At 69.6% G+C, this 16,249-nt stretch carries 11 protein-coding genes and 1 pseudogene; 3 read left to right on the plus strand and 9 right to left on the minus strand.

The annotated features are described in order from the left end of the window. Positions 1–193 precede the first annotated feature (193 nt). On the plus strand, positions 194–355 hold the full coding sequence (locus RV986_RS24275) for a hypothetical protein (RefSeq protein ID WP_475919416.1): 162 nt from the start codon (positions 194–196) through the stop codon (positions 353–355). A 326-nt stretch (positions 356–681) separates the two neighbouring features. Here RV986_RS24275 and RV986_RS24280 read toward each other — a convergent pair whose 3' ends face one another. From RV986_RS24280 to RV986_RS24315, 8 genes and pseudogenes are all read right to left on the minus strand, one after another. After that, entirely contained in the window at positions 682–2,523 is a 1,842-nt protein-coding gene (locus tag RV986_RS24280) for a multicopper oxidase family protein (RefSeq protein ID WP_475919417.1), read from the minus strand. A gap of 203 nt (positions 2,524–2,726) precedes the next feature. Then, positions 2,727–3,059 (minus strand): hypothetical protein, encoded by a 333-nt coding sequence (locus tag RV986_RS24285; RefSeq protein WP_475924737.1) that lies wholly within the window; start codon positions 3,057–3,059, stop codon positions 2,727–2,729. Next, a pseudogene (locus RV986_RS24290) lies at positions 3,032–4,011 on the minus strand (sialidase family protein); the annotation flags it as partial. The gene RV986_RS24285 and the pseudogene RV986_RS24290, both read right to left, overlap by 28 nt. Before the next feature lie 32 nt (positions 4,012–4,043). Beyond that, positions 4,044–6,212 carry a beta-galactosidase gene (locus RV986_RS24295; protein ID WP_475919418.1) on the minus strand — a complete coding sequence of 723 codons (2,169 nt, stop codon included), beginning with the start codon at positions 6,210–6,212 and terminating at the stop codon, positions 4,044–4,046. 74 nt (positions 6,213–6,286) lie between these two features. Next, on the minus strand, positions 6,287–7,225 hold the full coding sequence (locus tag RV986_RS24300; RefSeq protein WP_475919419.1) for a carbohydrate ABC transporter permease: 939 nt from the start codon (positions 7,223–7,225) through the stop codon (positions 6,287–6,289). After that, positions 7,222–8,148 carry a carbohydrate ABC transporter permease gene (locus RV986_RS24305; RefSeq protein ID WP_475919420.1) on the minus strand — a complete coding sequence of 309 codons (927 nt, stop codon included), beginning with the start codon at positions 8,146–8,148 and terminating at the stop codon, positions 7,222–7,224. The genes RV986_RS24300 and RV986_RS24305 overlap by 4 nt, the downstream gene beginning before the upstream one ends. A 2-nt stretch (positions 8,149–8,150) precedes the next feature. Continuing rightward, a complete protein-coding gene (locus RV986_RS24310) occupies positions 8,151–9,536 on the minus strand; it encodes an ABC transporter substrate-binding protein (protein ID WP_475924404.1) in 1,386 nt (461 codons plus the stop codon). 493 nt (positions 9,537–10,029) lie between these two features. Continuing rightward, positions 10,030–11,115 (minus strand): LacI family DNA-binding transcriptional regulator, encoded by a 1,086-nt coding sequence (locus RV986_RS24315; RefSeq protein ID WP_475919421.1) that lies wholly within the window; start codon positions 11,113–11,115, stop codon positions 10,030–10,032. Positions 11,116–11,380: 265 nt separating this feature from the next. Between RV986_RS24315 and RV986_RS24320 the strand changes: the two genes are divergently transcribed. Further along, positions 11,381–11,998 (plus strand): hypothetical protein, encoded by a 618-nt coding sequence (locus tag RV986_RS24320; protein WP_475919422.1) that lies wholly within the window; start codon positions 11,381–11,383, stop codon positions 11,996–11,998. A 160-nt stretch (positions 11,999–12,158) separates the two neighbouring features. Beyond that, complete coding sequence (locus RV986_RS24325; protein WP_475924405.1) at positions 12,159–14,162, plus strand: NAD-binding protein; 2,004 nt, start codon at positions 12,159–12,161, stop codon at positions 14,160–14,162. A 205-nt stretch (positions 14,163–14,367) separates the two neighbouring features. Here the strand turns inward: RV986_RS24325 and RV986_RS24330 are convergent, their stop codons facing one another. Further along, entirely contained in the window at positions 14,368–16,203 is a 1,836-nt protein-coding gene (locus RV986_RS24330) for a S9 family peptidase (RefSeq protein ID WP_475919423.1), read from the minus strand. Between the last annotated feature and the right edge of the window lie 46 nt (positions 16,204–16,249).

Genomic DNA, 16,249 nt, shown 5'->3' on the forward strand with positions numbered 1-16,249 from the left:
GGCGCCTCGGGCGAGGCCGGGGCAGTCACCGCCAGACCTGCGCGTCGCACACTGATACGCTCCCGCCGCACAAGGCATGCACAGGTCATTCGCAGCTGTTGGGGTAGCAGCTGTCGGGGTCGACGGACCGGGGGGTTCCGTGCGGGGCTACAAGATCGTATGACGTCGTCTGCTCGGCCGAGGGGGCGCGGCCATGGCCGTGGCCTTTGCCCTGGCCGCAGGTGCCCTGGCCGCCGTGCCGGCCGGGACGGCGCAGGCCGTCGGCGAGGACGAGATCGTCCTGCCCGCCGCGGACCGGACCAGCACGCGTGTGAAGATCGCCGCCGGCTGGCAGAGCTACAGGGGCATTTTCTAGCCGGGTCGTGACGTGTGTCATGCCCCCGGCGTGGAGATCGCTGGGGGCATGACAGACCTTCGGCGCCTTCCTGCCCTGTGTCGTCGAGGCGAAGCCCTTCCACACCACCCGAGACCAGCCGGGAGATCTCCTCAAGCGGGATCCCCCTGTCCGACAGGACCGACACGAAGCTCTGCCGCAAGCCGCACCTGTCCCTGACGCTCCCGCTGAATCCTGAGTGCGTCGATGGTGCGGCCGGGCAGTGGCCGCGTCCGCCGAGGACAGCCACCGGTGAGCAGATACACCACGATGTAGGCGTACAGCGGGGAGTCCGCTCACCGCGCGGTTCAGTCGTCGGCCGGGACAATCGTCCAGGGGCGCATCAGGTCGTCGTCTTCGTGTTCGAGGAGGTGGCAGTGGTGGATGTACGTCGCCGGGAGCTCGGCGCCGCTGTTCGGAATCGACGCGATCTCATCCGTCGGCGGGACGAATTCCTGAATGATGATTCTGGTCACCATCTGCGCAGGGGCCTTGACCGTGTCCTTGTAGGACAGCGTTTCGTCCGGGTCCGGCGGAATCGGTGGGCCGGTGAAGTAGTTGGCCAACACCGGGTGGTCTTTTGGTTTGCGGCCACCGTAGATCCACTTGTCGTAGTCCGTCTGGTAGCGGGCCGCGTCGATCGGCTGCCTGTTCAGCACCTGGAAGTTGACGAGGTGGACATGCATCGGGTGGGCGTCGTGGTTGGGATTGATGTACTCCCAGATCTCGGTCGAGCCCTCCTTGATGAAGTCCTGGGACGGCTCCATGTACGGCGTCGCGTTGAACGTCATGGTCCTGAAGAGCTCGTGCTGGTACACGACCCATTCCCGCCGACGGGTGTGCGGTTTCGGCTCGATGGGTGCGACCGCCTGCAGCTTGAGTTTCTCGGGCGGCGTCGTCCTGTCCCCACCTCCGGACAGTGGCTTGGTGACCCGGAATTGCATGATGTCTGCGATTTCCGGTCCGCAGCCGGGGATGCCGGGGAAGTGGACCTGCGTTCCCGGGTAGTTCGTCAATGTGACGTTCGTGCCCATGGGAATCCGGCTGAAGTCGACGATCAGGTCGTACCGCTCGGCTGGACTGATCAGGAAATCGAGCATGTGCAACGGAGCACGGAAGCCGCCGTCCGTACCGATCAGCCAGAACGGCAGTTGGGGCTGGGGCAGTACGTCTCTGGGAACCTCGAACCTCAGCCGCCAGAAACGCTCGTTCGAAGCGTTGAGAATGCGCAGCCGGTACCGTCGCGGCTCGACGGCCAGGAAAGGGTATGCCTTCCCGTTGACGACCGGGGTGTCCTCGCCTTCCCTGTCGACCATGGTGTAGGCGAGCGAGCCGTCCTTGTGGAAGGTCCGGTCCTGCAGGATGAGGGGGACCTCGAACTCGCCTCGCGGCAGTCCGAGCCGCTCGTCGGCGGGGTCACGAATGAGGTAGAGACCGGCAAGGCCGGCATAGACGTTGAGAGCGCTCATCCCCATGGCGTGATCGTGATACCAGAGCATGCACGCATGGTCGTGGTTGGTGTAGCCGTAGATCGCTTCGTTGGGTTTGACCCGGCTCGGGTCCAGGGTGGTGTAGCCCTCGGCATGGAAGCCCTTCGGGCTGAACGCCTGCATCGGCAGGCCGTCGGACTGTGGTGCTGTGTAACCGCCGTGCTGGTGTACGACGTTCCACACGTTGATGTCATCGGGGAACTGCTTGACGGCCTTGTAGGGAGGCGGAGGGACCGGGGCGACGAGGGGGTTCCCGTTGCGAATCATGTCGATCACGGCCTGGAACATGTGGGTGGTCGGCAACTCGTTGCGCCACTTGACGACCGTCGGGTGGTCCCTGGTCACGCTGAAGGTCGGCCCGAGATAACCCATGCCGATCGGCTTGCGGGGATCGTGCGGGTTCGTGGCCCAGTAACCCCACACGGGTGACGGCCCGAGATCCCGGTGGAAGCGCCAGGAGCCCTGGCGCATCGTGACCTCGTAGTAGTCGGCGCCCGGATGGACGGAAGGATCCGAGACGGCTGTCAGCGGACTGGGCAGCGGGTCGACGAACTTCTCCAGCGGAGGGGTGTTCGGCGTCCCCGCGGGGTCCTCACACCCTGCCGGCGGGTGAGCCGTCGCCGCGTACGACCGCGTTCCCAGAACACCCCGTGGAAGCATGGCCGCAGCCCCCATGGCACCGGCCGCAAGGAATTTCCTTCGCCCAAACATCGTCTCCAGCCTTCCATCGCCTCGACTAACGTCCAAGGGATACAAGGGTGGTTCAGAACGTTGCCGGAGCACGCCGGGGCGGTCTGAGAAAGCCACTCATTGAGCCGATCTCAGCCACAATTCGGCAGGCATAGGGAATTGAAACCGAATTATTATCGCCAGTTCCGACCTCGATTTACCGCGTGATCAGCACCATCGAGGCCGAGGTGATGGGTGATCGATCCGAAGCTGCGGGCGAGTTCCCCCTTCGCGGGGGTGTCGTACAGGGAAAGCGTCCAGAGCGGCACCCGCCGACCGGCGACGGGACAGTAGACGGACATGCTCGGGCACTTGGCCGTACCGCCCTCCAACCGTCCCCCGGCCGCCGCGTGTTCGAGCAGAGCGGTCGCGATCCGCGTCGGCCCGGCAGCCGGCCGTTCCTCGACCGCCGTCCAGAACTCCTCCGGGGAGCGGCCGCCGAGCAGTTTCCCGTACGCCTCTTCCAACGGTCGGCCGTCCGCGGCGCAGGTCTCGGCTCGGTCACCACGTGCCAGTACTGGGTGTCCGGGTTCGCCGCGGAGCCGGACACCTCCAGGACGACGTCGGGAACGTCCCCGTTGCCGATGTTCGCGTCGTTGGTCTTGTTGCCGGTGCCGATCACCTGGCCGGTCTTGCGGTTCACCAGTCGGTAGTAGGTGCCGTCCGTGTGGCCCAGGTCGACCTCGGCGAAGGCAAGCGTCGATGTGCCCTGGTTGCGGAGGATCGAGATACGGCCGGTGCCCGCCACGTACTGCAGGTTTCGGCTGTAGCCGGCCCCCAGCGTCGTCTGGTACTCCTTCCACACGCCGTCGCTGCGTCCGCTCTCGTTGACCCAGACGTTGCCGCTGCCGGCCACGTTGTAGACCAGCCGCCCGTCGCGACGACGTTGACGACGTTCCACGTCACGCCTTCGTCGGTGCTGGAGTACAGGGCGATCGCCACGTCATTGCGGTCTCCGTCGTTGGACGGCGTCCAGTTCGGGCCGGCGGCCTTGTGTTCCTTGTAGTAGGCGTCGTCGCCCGACACGACACTCGCGAGGAGCAGCGTGCCCTGTTTCAGGTTCCCGAGGTCCTGCGGAAGCGTGTAGAGGTACGGGTTCGTCCAGTTGCTCGTGTACTTCGCGTACTGGGGGGCGCCGGAGAGGTACGCGGGAGCCTTGACCTCGGACAGCGGCTGCCATGTCGTTCCGCGGTCGTCGCTCTTGTACACCGGGAGTGTCTGCCTGTCGGCGCTGCCGGTCGCCGGCACGACCGTGGACTTCTCGAACGACGCGACCAGACGTCCGCTCGGCAGCTGCGCCGACTTCGGGTAGATCGCGCAGTTGCCCCGCCCCTTCAGGCAGGCTTCGCTGCCGAGCTGGTAGAGGATCCCGCCCGTCGGGTTGTACGCCCGCGCGCCGGCCATGGGGAGCGCCGGCATCGCGGATGCCGCGACGAACGTACCCAGCGCCTTCACTGTTCTTCGGTGCACGGCTCCTCCTTCGGAGAGACGAGTACGCGTACGTCCCACGGGCCGAGGTCCAGCACGGTGCCGGCCGGCAGGGACGTGCCGTTCAGGGCGTCGGAGAGGTCGGCCGGCGCCTCCACGCGGGCGGGCTCCCAGCTCCAGTTGTGGACCAAGTGCACACGGCGTCCGTCGGGCGCCGTGCCGGTCGTCGCCGTGACGGACTCCGGCAGGTCGCCCCAGCCGCCGCGGGCGGCCGGCGCCAGCCACTCGGCCAGGGTGCGGGCCAGGTCACGGCCGGGCACGGTGCCGACGTACGTGACGCGGCCCTCTCCGTGGCGGCGGGTGGTGACGGCGGGCCAGCGGCCGAAGTGCGGGTGGTCGTAGGCGACGAGGACGTCGGCGTCGGTGACGGCCAGGCCGTCGGCCCAGCCCGTCGCCGTGGCGCTCTCCGGGAGGGTCAGCGGGCTCCCGGGCACCGCGCGGACCGGAATGTCACCCGTCAGGTTGCTGAACTCGTCGTACGACACGCCCGCGGCGTCGACCAGGCGGGCCGGAGCCGGTTCGTGCCGGGCCCGTGCCTCGTGGTCGGCGTAACCGGTGCGCGGGCCGAGGACCAGGTGGCCGCCGGCGTGAGCGTAGGCCGCGAGCCAGTCGAGGGTCGTGTCGGCGGCGAGGTACAGCGCCGGGACGACGAGGACCGGGTGGCGGCGGACCGCCTCCCGCGGTGTCAGGTCCTCCCGCTCGCCGCGCGGGTCGTGCAGTTGGCGGGCGTGGACGATGCGGACCTGCCGTCCGGCGTCGAAGGCGCCGCGGTAGAAGGGGTCGAGGATGCGGTGGTAGGCGGCCGGGTCCGGGTCTCCGTCGGGGGTCGCGAGAGGCGGATGCTTCTGCATCAGCCACTTGCTGGGGGTGGAGTAGACGATCGTGATGTCGGCGTCCGGTTCGAGCCCGGCGACGAGCGGCCCCACGGCCTCGAACTCCTCCCCCAGCCGGGCCAGTTCGGCGTACGTACGGCCCGGTCGGCCGCTGTGCGGCAGGACTCCGCCCCAGTAGGTCTCCGCGCCGAAGCGCAGGGTCTGCCACTGCCAGTACTCGATCATGCGGGCGCCGCGGCCGACGAGAGCCCAGGCGGCCTGGCGCCACTGGCCGTCGTAGGCGGGGCGGTTGTCCCACGCGAAACCGATGGAGGACGCGTTGGTCTCGGTGACCAGGAACGGCTCCTGCCGGGAGGAGAACATCCAGTCGGCGGTCTGGTACAGCGACCAGACGCCGGTGGTCTTCCACCTCTGCTCGTACTCGTCCGGGGTGGGGTCGGGCAGCAGCAGACCGTCCTGCATGGCGTAGTACGGGTTGCCGGTGGCGATGTCGAGGCGGTCGGTGAGCTCGTCGTCCTCGACGGCCGGGCGGGTGTAGGAGATGCAGGTGGTGACGAACTGTTCGGGGCGGGCGTACTCGCGGACGAGGTCGGCCTGCCAGCCGATGAACTCGGTGCACTCGCGGGCCTGGAACTCCCGCCAGGCGACGTCGTACTGGGGCTGTGCGTTGCCGTCCGGCGTCCACAGGTCGGCCCAGGTGGACAGCCGGTGGGACCAGTACACGAGGCCCCATTCGCGGTTGAGGGTCTCGACGTCGCCGTACTTGGCGCGCAGGTGGTCGGTGAAGCGCTGGAAGACGCCGTGGTTGTGGAAGAGTTCCAGGCCCGGTTCGTTGTCGACCTGGAAGCCGATGACGGCCGGGTGGTCGGCGTACCGGGCGACGACCTTCCGGATGATCCGCTCGGCGTGGAAACGGAAGGCAGGGTGCGTGAAGTCGACCTCCTGCCGGGCGCCCCAGCCGATGCGCTCACCGGTGCGCCGCTCGCCGGTGATCTCCGGATACTGGCGGGCGAGCCACGGCGGCACGGCATAGGTCGGGGTGCCGAGGACGACGGAGATGCCGCGTTCGTGGGCGCCGTCCAACACCGGCTGGAGCCAGTCGAGTTCGAAGCGGCCGTTCTCGGGTTCCCAGGTGGACCAGACCGATTCGCCGACCCGGATGACGGTGAAGTGTGCGTCGGCCATCAGGTCGAGGTCGGTCTTGAGCTGCTCGTCAGGTCGTACGTCGGGGCCGTAGGCGGGGTGGTACTCGTGGTAGTAGGCAGCGCCGAACAGAACGCGGGCGGGCAGGTCCGCCATGGACAAACCTCCGGAGCGCAAGGGGTGTTGGGGGATGTTGGGGGGTATTGGGGGTGTTGGGGGGCGTTGGGGGGTTACTGCTTGACGCCGCCGGTGGCCAGGCCGCTCTGCCAGTACCGCTGGAGCAGGAGGAAGGCCAGGACGAGCGGGATGATCGAGATCAGGGAGCCGGTCACGACGAGGGCGAGCATGTCGCTGCTGGCTCCGGCGCCGCCGTTCTGGGCCTGGTCGGCCCAGCGGGACAGTCCGACCGTGATCGGGTACAGGTCCGGGTCGTTGAGCATGATCAGCGGCAGGAAGTAGTTGTTCCAGGTGGCGACGAGCGTGAACAGGATGACGGTCACCAGGCCGGGGGCCAGCAGCCGCAGCGCGATCGTGCAGAAGATCCGGAACTCCCCGGCGCCGTCCATGCGGGCGGCCTCGATGAGGCTGTCGGGGACGGCGTCCTCGGCGTAGATGCGCATGAGGTAGAGGCCGAAGGGGCTGATGAGGGAGGGCAGGATGACGGCCCAGGGGGTGTTGACCAGGCCCGCCTTGGCGAAGAGGAGGTAGGTGGGGATCGCCAGCGCGGTGGTGGGGATCATGATCGCGCCGAGTACGAGGTTGAAGGCGGCGCCGTGGCCGCGGAAGCGGTACTTGGCGAACCCGTATCCGGCCGCCGCCGCGAGCAGCGCGGCGCCGAGCGCGCTCGCCCCGGCGTACAGGACCGTGTTGAGCAGCCAGCGCCCGTAGACGCCGTCGTCCTGGGTGAAGGTGGCCTTGATGTTCGACAGCAGTTGCGGGGCGTGCGAGAACCAGAGGCCGAAGCTGTTGAACAGGTCCTGGGTGCTCTTGGTCGAGGCGATCAGCAGCCAGAACAGGGGCAGCAGGAAGTACGCCAGGACGGCCAGCATGGCGATCGTGAGCGGGGTGCTGCGGCGGTGGGTCGACGAAGACCGGCGCCGTGTCCGGGCCTCGGCCGGAAGCCGCTTCGCCTCCGGGGTGGCGGCGGCTGTGGACGTCACGGTGGTCATGCGGTCCTCCTGCGGTTCGCGGTGAGCAGGAAGGCGTACGACACGATCACGATGACCAGCCCGAGGATGAAGGACACCGTGGCCGCGTAGTTGGTCTGCTGGCTGATGAAGGCGACGGAGTAGGCGTAGAGGTTGGCGGTGTAGGAGCTGTCGATGACGTCCGGGGCGACCTTCATCAGCAGGTTCGGTTCGTTGAACAGCTGGAAGCTGCCGATCACCGAGAACAGCAGGGTGAGGGTCAACGCCGGGCGCAGCGCGGGGAGTTTGATGGACCAGGCGATCCGCCAGGCCCCGGCGCCGTCCACGGCGGCCGCCTCGTAGAGCTCGTGCGGGATGGTGCGCAGGGCGGCGTACAGAATGATCATGTTGTAGCCGACGAACTCCCAGGTCACGATGTTCGCGAGGCTGCCGAGCATCCAGCCGCCGCTGAGGAAGTGCGGGGCCGGTAGGCCGAGGTGCCGGCTGATCTGGGCGAAGGGGCCGAAGTCGGGACCGTAGAGGTAGCCCCACATGAGGGTGGCGATCACGCTCGGGACGGCGTACGGGATGAAGATGCCGAGCCGGATCACCCGGGACAGCCGCAGCAGACCGCTGTCCAGCGCGAGTGCGAAGACCAGGGCAAGGAGCAGCATCACGGGGACCTGGATCAGGAAGAACAGCGCGACGCGGCCGATGCCCTTGAGGAGGAGCGGGTCCTTCAGGGCCGTCAGGTAGTTGTCCAGGCCGACGAACGACGAGCCGCCGATGAGCTTCTCCTGGAACAGGCTCAGGTAGGCGGCGTAGCCGAGCGGGGCGAGGAAGAGCAGCAGGAACAGCACCATGAACGGGGCGATGAACAGGGCGCCTGCCGTGCCGTGCCGGCGACGGGCTGGGGACTTCGTGCGGGCGGACGCTGTGCGGGCGGCCGTTGCGGTGGTGGCCATCGTCAGCCTCCCTTGACCGTGAAGCCCTGGCCCTTGGCGAAGGTCGTGATGCGCGACTGCCAGGCGCCGAGCGCGCGGACGGTGTCGGACTTGTCGGCGAGGGACTTGCCGACGGTCTCGGTCCAGTCCGTGGCCACCCGGTCGAGGAACGGCGGCCACTGGAAGGAGGGGTTGACCTGGGTGCTGATGTCCGCGAAGACCTGGTTGACCTTCTGGCCGCCGTAGAAGGCGGGGGTGTCCCCGAGGAAACTCTCGTCGGCGAGCAGGGTCTTGGTCGCCGGGAAGAAGAACTGCTCCGTGGCGAACATCTTGGCGCCGACGGGGTCGCTGTTGAGGAACTGCGCGAACATCGCGGCCGCGACCGGGTTCTTGGTGGAGCGGATCACCGCGGTGGTCGAGCCGCCCCAGTTGCCCGCGCTGGGCTTGGCGGCGTCCCACTGCGGCAGCGGGGCCGCCCGCCACTTGCCCGCGGTGGCCTTGGCGGAACCGGAGAGGAAGGCCGGACCCCAGGCCCCGGTGAGCCAGGTGGCGTACTTGCCCTTGTTGAGGGCGGCGTACCAGCCGTCGGTGAAGTCCGGCTCGACGCCGATCACGCCCTCCTTGGCGAGGGCGCCCCAGTACTCGCCGAGCTTCTTCGAGACCGCGTCGTCGACACTGACGGTGATGTCGCTCTTGCCGGAGGTCACGTACGGCTTGGCGCCCGCCTGCCAGAGCAGACCGTGCCAGGCGGCGACCTGGTTGGCGGCGAGGTTGGTGAGGTAGACGTCCGGATCCGCCTTGTGGAGCTTGCGGGCCGCGGCGGCGAACTCGTCCCAGGTCTTGGGGACTTCGATGCCGTGCTGGTCGAAGATGTCCTTGCGGTAGAGCATGCCCATCGGGCCGGTGTCCTGCGGGATCGCCCAGACCTCGCCGCCGCTGCCGCTGACCTGCCCCCAGGTCCAGTCCACGAACGTGGACTTGAGCGTGGAGGCGCCGTAGGGCCGCAGGTCCAGCAGGCTGTCGGTGATGGTGAAGGTCGGGATGGCCTGGTACTCGATCTGCACCATGTCGGGCGCGCCGCTTCCGGCCTTCAGCGCGGTGCGGAGCTTGGTGTACTGGGGCGTGCCCTGACCGGCGTTGACGACCTTGACCTTGACGGCCGGGTACTTCTTCTCGAAGAGCGCGACCTCCTTGTCGACGTTCGGGACCCAGGTCCAGAACGTCAGCTGGGTCGGGGTCTTCATGGCCTTGTCGATGTCGGCCTGGCCGACCGGCTTGGAGGAGGAACCGCTGCTGCCGCCGCCGTCGCCGCCACAGGCGGACAGTGTGGCGGCCAGCGACAGCGCGCCGGTGGCGGCGAGGAAGCCACGACGGCTCAGGGGTGACGGGGAGGAGAAGGGTCCGGACATGGTGAACTCCCGCAGAAGGGTGTAGGGGACCGGCACACCGGCGACGGCGTGCTGAAGCTGAATTCGGGTGGTGTACGGCACTGTGCGCGGCGTGACGGGCGGGGCAGGGAGGGCGGGCCTGTCATGTCAGGGGCCCTCGCGGGCCCTGGTCATGTCGGGGAGGCGCCCTCGCGGGCTCTGGCCCACGCGCGTCGTCCGTGTTGTGTACGTGTACATGTACGTGTACGTATGTGCGTATGTGTACGTGTACTGAGGGGTCACGCCGGGGAGGGCGCGAGCGGGAACGGCGGCCGGTGCGGGGCCTGATCGAGGCCCGGAGAGCGGCTGTGGGTGCTGCTGGGGAACTGAGCCGAGCCGAAATGAACTGAGCTGAGCTGAAACGGGTTGAGCTGAAACGGGTTGAGACGAACCGGGTTGAGACGAACCGGGTTGAGACGACGCCGGAAGCGGTGGATGGCTCTGGTGTGGGCGGACCTCCGTGGGTGAGCGGGACTCAGGGACGGGGGGAGCGTGCGGCCTGTGTACGGCCCGGGGCCTTGCGGGGCGGCGGGGGTGCGGACGAGGAGCGGACGACGAGTTCGACCGGTGGGTCGGCCATCGGCAGCGGGTGCGCCTGCGGGTTCTCGATGGCGTGTACGAGCAGCTTCAGGCCGTCCTGCGCCATGGCATCGAACGGCTGACGCACCGTGGTCAGCGGCGGGGTCACATAGGCGGCGACCGGGATGTCGTCGAAGCCGACCACGCTGACGTCCTCCGGCACCCGCCGCCCGGCTTCCGTCAGCGCGCGGATCAGGCCGATGGCCATGTCGTCGTTGGCGGCGAACACCGCGGTCACGCCCGGGTCGGCGACGAGTTCACGGCCGGCCGCGTAGCCGGAGGCGGCCGACCAGTCGCCCTCGACGACCGGCGGTTCCGCCCGGCCGTGCGCGGCGAGCGCCGCGCGCCAGCCTTCGAAACGGTCCCGGGCCGAGTACCAACGCTGTGGACCCGCCAGGTGGTGGACGGTGGTGTGGCCCAGCTCCAGCAGGTGCTCGGTGGCCGCTCGCGCCATCTGGCTGGAGACGATCCCGGCCGTCACCACGTGGGGGGCGGCGAAGGGCGGCGGCGCCCCGAGGACGAGGACCGGCACGTCGACCCGTGCGGAGAGATCCGCGCCGCCCTCCTCGTCGATCGGCTCGGAGATGATGATGCCGTCCACGCCCTGGTCCAGGAGCGAGTCCACGGCCCCGGCGATGCCCGCCGTCTCGCCCTCCATGGTGTTGACCACACGGAGTGCGTAGCCGGTGTCCCGCGCGGCACGCTCGACGCCCATGAGCAGCGAGGCCGGGCCGTACAGAGCCGTGCCGAGCGTCACCACACCGATGGACCGGGTGCGTCCGGAGGCCAGCGCGCGGGCCGCGTTGTTCGAGCGGTAGCCGAGTTCCTCGGCCGCCGCCAGGACGCGACGGCGCACGTCGTCGGAGACGTACGGCTCGTCGTTCATGACCCGGGACACCGTCTTCTGCGACACACCCGCCAGGCGCGCCACATCCACACTGCGTGGCGCGGCCCCTGCGCCGCGTCCTGCCGCTGGTGTCATGGTGTCTCCCGATCTTCGGCAGCCGAACCCCGGTTCCGGTCCGATGTATGACTGCGCTGTCATGACTGCGCAGTCATATCTACGCAACGGGGCGGGGCGCGTCAAGACTTCGCGCAACATCTCTGCCGTCCGGTCTTGAGGTGGACGCCGGTACGACTCGTCGGTGGGGACCGCGCACCGACGACACGCGACTCCCGCAACTCCCGCAACTCCCTTACTGTGCAGGCCGGTTGGAGATGATCCACGCACATGGAGGAGTCGGGTTGTGAATATGGATGCGTTCGTGCCGGGATTCATCGGTCGGGCCTGGGACGACATCAAGCTCGACTACATGCCCGACTCGGCCCCGCTGATCGACCGGGCCGGAGATCTCGTGGTGGCCGGCGGCAGCGTGAGATGGACGACCCCCGAATACGAGAACGAGGGGGGCGGCCGCGCCCACGAGGTGCCGGACGGAACGTATCCCGTTTACGCGGGCAGCATTCCGTGGGACGACGAGGAGAACGGGCCGCGCCACTACGTGACCACGCTGTTCATACCTCTCGCGGAACCCGAGCAGTTGACCACGGCGAGCTGGGACGGCGGGTATGACAGCAGAGGCCCGGTCTTCGAGAACTACGCATGTCTGTGGAGCGAGCGTGCGAGTCGTGCGACGCTTCCCCACTGGGGGGACGAGAAGAACGAGATCCTGCTCAGGACGGAGAAGAAACTGCTGTCCGGCCAGGCCCTCTCCAAGAGGGGCAACTGGACCGACGAGGTCGTCGATCCGGAGACCGGCGCGAACATGCTGGCGTTCCCGGTTTTCTACGACATCAGCATGACGGGGTTCGAGGCCCGGAGCGAAGACGGCCGGCTCCTCGGTCTTCTCTTCACCACATGGTGAAGCCCCATGAGGCACGAGCCCAAGAGCGGGGGCGCGGCGGCTACCGTCGGTGCGGACCGGTGGGCCCGGTGGGCCCGGTGGAACCACCCGTCCCGGTACGGCACTCTTCTCCCTTGTGGGGACCCTTCCGTACCAAAGCCCGTCGCCCGACGCCGCGCACATGGTGGTGGCCGGGGACGACGCCCTGGCGCACCGGCTGGCCGCCGAACTGCGGGGTGTGTACGGCGAGCGGGTGACCCTCGTCGTGCCGCCCGCCCAGCGCAGCGTACGGCCGCCCGTGGTCGGACGGGCGGCGCGGGCCTCGACCCTGTTCGACCGGGTGTCCGCGGCGGTGAACCGGGCCGCGGGCAACGGGGAGGCACCGCCCGGCCGGACGGCCGAACCCCCGGGATCCGAGCGGGTTCTGGAGGCCACCGAGCTCACCGAGACCGTGCTCGCCGAAGCGGGCATCGAACGGGCCACCGCCCTCGCGCTCGTCCATGACGACGACGAGACCAACATCCGCGCCGCGCTCACCGCGCGCCGCCTCAATCCGCGGCTGCGGCTCGTCATCCGGCTCTACAACCGGCGTCTGGGGCAGCACATCGAGGAACTCCTCGACCAGGCCGCGGCGTTGGCCATGGCGGGAATCGACGGAGACGGCACGCCACCCGGTGCCGGCGGTGGCGGCGGCTCCGGAGTCCATGGGTTCGATGCGTCCACCACCGTGCTCTCCGACGCCGACACGGCCGCGCCCGCGCTGGCCGCGACCGCCGTCGCCGGTACCAGCAAGGTCGTACAGACGGACGGGTTGATGCTGCGGGCGGTGGAACGGCCGCCGCCGGGGCCCGGGGAGGTCGCCGACCCCGGGCTGTGCACGCTGGCCCTGCTGTCCGCCACGACCAACGACCCCGCCGGGGCCGACGGTTCCGAGAGCAGCGGTGCGCAAGGACCCCGGTTGCTGCCCGACGAAGGGGCGGTGGCGGCGGCCACCGGACGCGGGACCATCGTCCTGGAGACCGTGTCGTACACCGGGACCGCGCCCTCCGCCGGGCGCAGTGTGGTGCCCTTCGGCTCGTTGCTGTCACGGCGGTTGCGCTGGTCGTTCGCCGGGTTGGTGGGGTGTGTGGTCGGGCTGGCGGTCGCGTCGATGGTCGTCACCGGGGAGCCTCCGCTGCGGGCGACCTATCTGACGCTGCTCGATCTCTTCGCCATCAACAATCCCGCCATCGGGGAGCCCGTCGGGCGGCAGGTTCTTCAGCTGTTCTCCGGGCTCGTCGGCCTGTTGCTGCTGCCCGTACTGCTCGCCGCCGTGCTGGAGGCGCTCGGTACGTTCCGGAGCGGGTCCGCGTTGCGCAAACCGCCGCGGGGGCTGTCCGGGCATGTGGTGCTGCTCGGGGTCGGGAAGATCGGTACGCGAGTGCTGGCGCGGCTGCGGGAGCTGAACATTCCGGTGGTGTGCGTCGAGGCGGATCCCGAGGCGCGGGGGCTGGCGCTGGCGCGGCGGTTGCGGGTGCCGGTGGTGTTGGGGGATGTGACTCAGGAGGGTGTGCTCGAAGCCGCGAAGATCCATCGGGCGCATGCGCTGCTCGCGCTGACCAGCGCGGACACGACGAATCTGGAGGCCGCGTTGTACGCCCGTAGCGTGCGGCCCGATCTTCGGGTCGTGCTGCGGCTGTACGACGACGACTTCGCCACCGCCGTGTACCGGACCCTGCGGGCCGCGCATCCGCAGGCGTTGACCCGCAGTCGTAGCGTGTCGCATCTGGCCGCGCCCGCGTTTGCCGGAGCCATGATGGGGCGGCAGATCCTGGGGGCGATTCCGGTCGAGCGGCGGGTGCTGCTGTTCGCGGCCATGGGTGTGGGCGGGCATCCGCAGTTGGAGGGGCGGACTGTGGGGGAGGCGTTTCGGGCGGGGGCGTGGCGGGTGCTCGCGCTGGACACGGCGGTGTCGGGGGGACGGCGGGGTGGTGATCGGGGTGGTGATCCCGGGGCGGCCGTGGGAGCTGGTGGGGGTGGTGAGCGGGGGACCACCGGTGGTGAGCGGGGAGCCGCGTCCGGGTTGGTCTGGGATCTTCCTTCCACGTATGTGCTTCGGGCGGAGGATCGGGTGGTGTTGGCTGCTACTCGGCGGGGGCTTGCGGAGTTGTTGGGGCGGCGGCCTCGGGAAGGGGCCGGAACGTAGGCCCTCCGGGCGGGGGCGAGGGGGGTTCGGCCGGGGTGTGGTGGGGGAGCCCGCACCTGGGGCTGCGCCCCAGACCCCCGAGGGGCTCCGCCCCTGCACCCCGACCGGGGCCCGGATTCGACTGCGGGTGGGTGGGGGCTGGGCGCGCAGTTCCCCGCGCCCCTGACGGGGCGCTCCTGTCGGCGGGCGCGGTCCCCCCTGGCCGTTACAGCTCCAGGTGTCTCTTTGCGAAGTCCAGTTCCAGTTTCACCTGCTTGATGCGTTCGTCGACGACCAGGGAGCCGTGGCCCGCGTCGTAGCGGTACACCTCGTGGACGGCTTCTCGGGCGGCGAGGCGGGTGACGTAGTTGTCCACCTGGCGGATGGGGCAGCGCGGGTCGTTCACGCCGGCCGAGATGTAGACGGGGGCCTTGACGGCGTCGACGTACGTGAGGGGGGAGGACGCCTCGAAGCGCTCGGGGACCTCCTCGGGGGTGCCGCCGAGGAGTGTGCGGTCCATGGCCTTCAGGGCTTCCATCTCGTCGTGGTACGCCGTCACATAGTCGGCGACCGGGACGGCGGCGATGCCGAGGGTCCACGCGTCCGGCTGGGTGCCGAGGCCGAGGAGCGTGAGGTAGCCGCCCCAGGAGCCGCCGGTCAGGATCAGCCGGGCGGGGTCGGCGAGGCCGGAGGTCACCGCCCATTCGCGGACCGCGGCGATGTCTTCGAGCTCGATCAGGCCGACTCGGTGCTTGAGGGCGTCCGTCCATTCGCGGCCGTAGCCCGTGGAGCCCCGGTAGTTGACCCGCACCACCGCGTACCCGTGGTCCACCCAGGCCGCCGGGCCCGCGGCGAAGGAGTCGCTGTCGTGCCAGGTCGGGCCGCCGTGGATGTCGAAGACGGTGGGGAGGGGGCCCGTGGTGCCCGCCGGCTTCTGGACGAGGGCGTGGATGCGGCCGCCGGGGCCGTCCACCCATACGTCTTCCACCGGGACCGAGGCCGGGGACTTCAGGCCTGGGGGATCGAGGACGATCTCGCCGGTGGTCGAGCGGACCGCGGACGGCTCGGCCGCCGAGGACCACAGGTACTCCACGGTTCCGTCGGGGCGGGCCGTCGCCCCGGACACCGTCCCCGGCGGGGTGGGCACCCGCACCAGCTCGCGGGACGCCAGGTCGTAGCGCCACAGGTCGCTGCGGGCCTCGAAGCCATGGGCGACGAGGAGCGCCGAGCCGTCGGGATACCACTCGGCCGCCACGTCACCCGGGAGGTCCAGGACCAGGTCCGTCTCCTCCCCCGTCACCACGTCCCACACCAGCGGCTCCCAGCGGCCGCGCCGCTGGTGCCCGACGAGCAGCCGGGTGTCCCCGTCGACCGGGGCGAAGCCGAGCACCTCCAGACCCAGCTCGACCGTGCCGCCCTTGCTGTCGTCGAGCTCGGCGACCGTCGAGCCGTCCGGGCGCAGTACGCGCAGCGCCGAGTGCATCGCGTCGCCGTGCTCGGTGTGCTCGACGGCGATCAGCGAGCCGTCGTGCGAGAGGTCGCCGACTCCCGCCGACTCCCGGTGGCGGTAGATCTCCACGGGGGCCTCGCCGGACCGGACCACGTGCAGCGTCGAGCCCTCCTCGTCCGTCGAGCGGCCCACCACCGCCGTCCGTCCGTCCCTGCCGATGGCCAGGCCCCCGGGGTACGAGGGCTCAAGCCCCGGGGCCGCGGGCTCGTCCAGGTCGGCGGCTTCGGCGGAGTCGGGTCCGGTGAAACGCTGGCGGCGCCAGATGCCGAACTCGTCCCCGTCCTTGTCGTCGAACCACCAGATCCACTCGCCGTCCGGGGAGAGCACCCCGTCCGTCGTCCCGTTCGCCCGGTCCGTGACCTGGCGCTGCTGTCCCGTCTCGCGGTCCCACGCGTACAGCTCGTACGTCCCCGTGGCGTTGGAGACGAACAGCGAGCGGTGCGGGGCGTCCTCCGCCCAGTCGGGCAGCGACACCCGCGGCGCCCGGAAGCGCTTCTCCCAGTCGGGCATGGCCGTCTGCCGCTGTTCGACGGACCCGTTGCTCTCAGTCATGGCCCCATAGTGCCTGGCCCGACCGACGATGCGCCGACGAGGTCCC

The organism is Streptomyces sp. RLA012 (assembly GCF_056270325.1).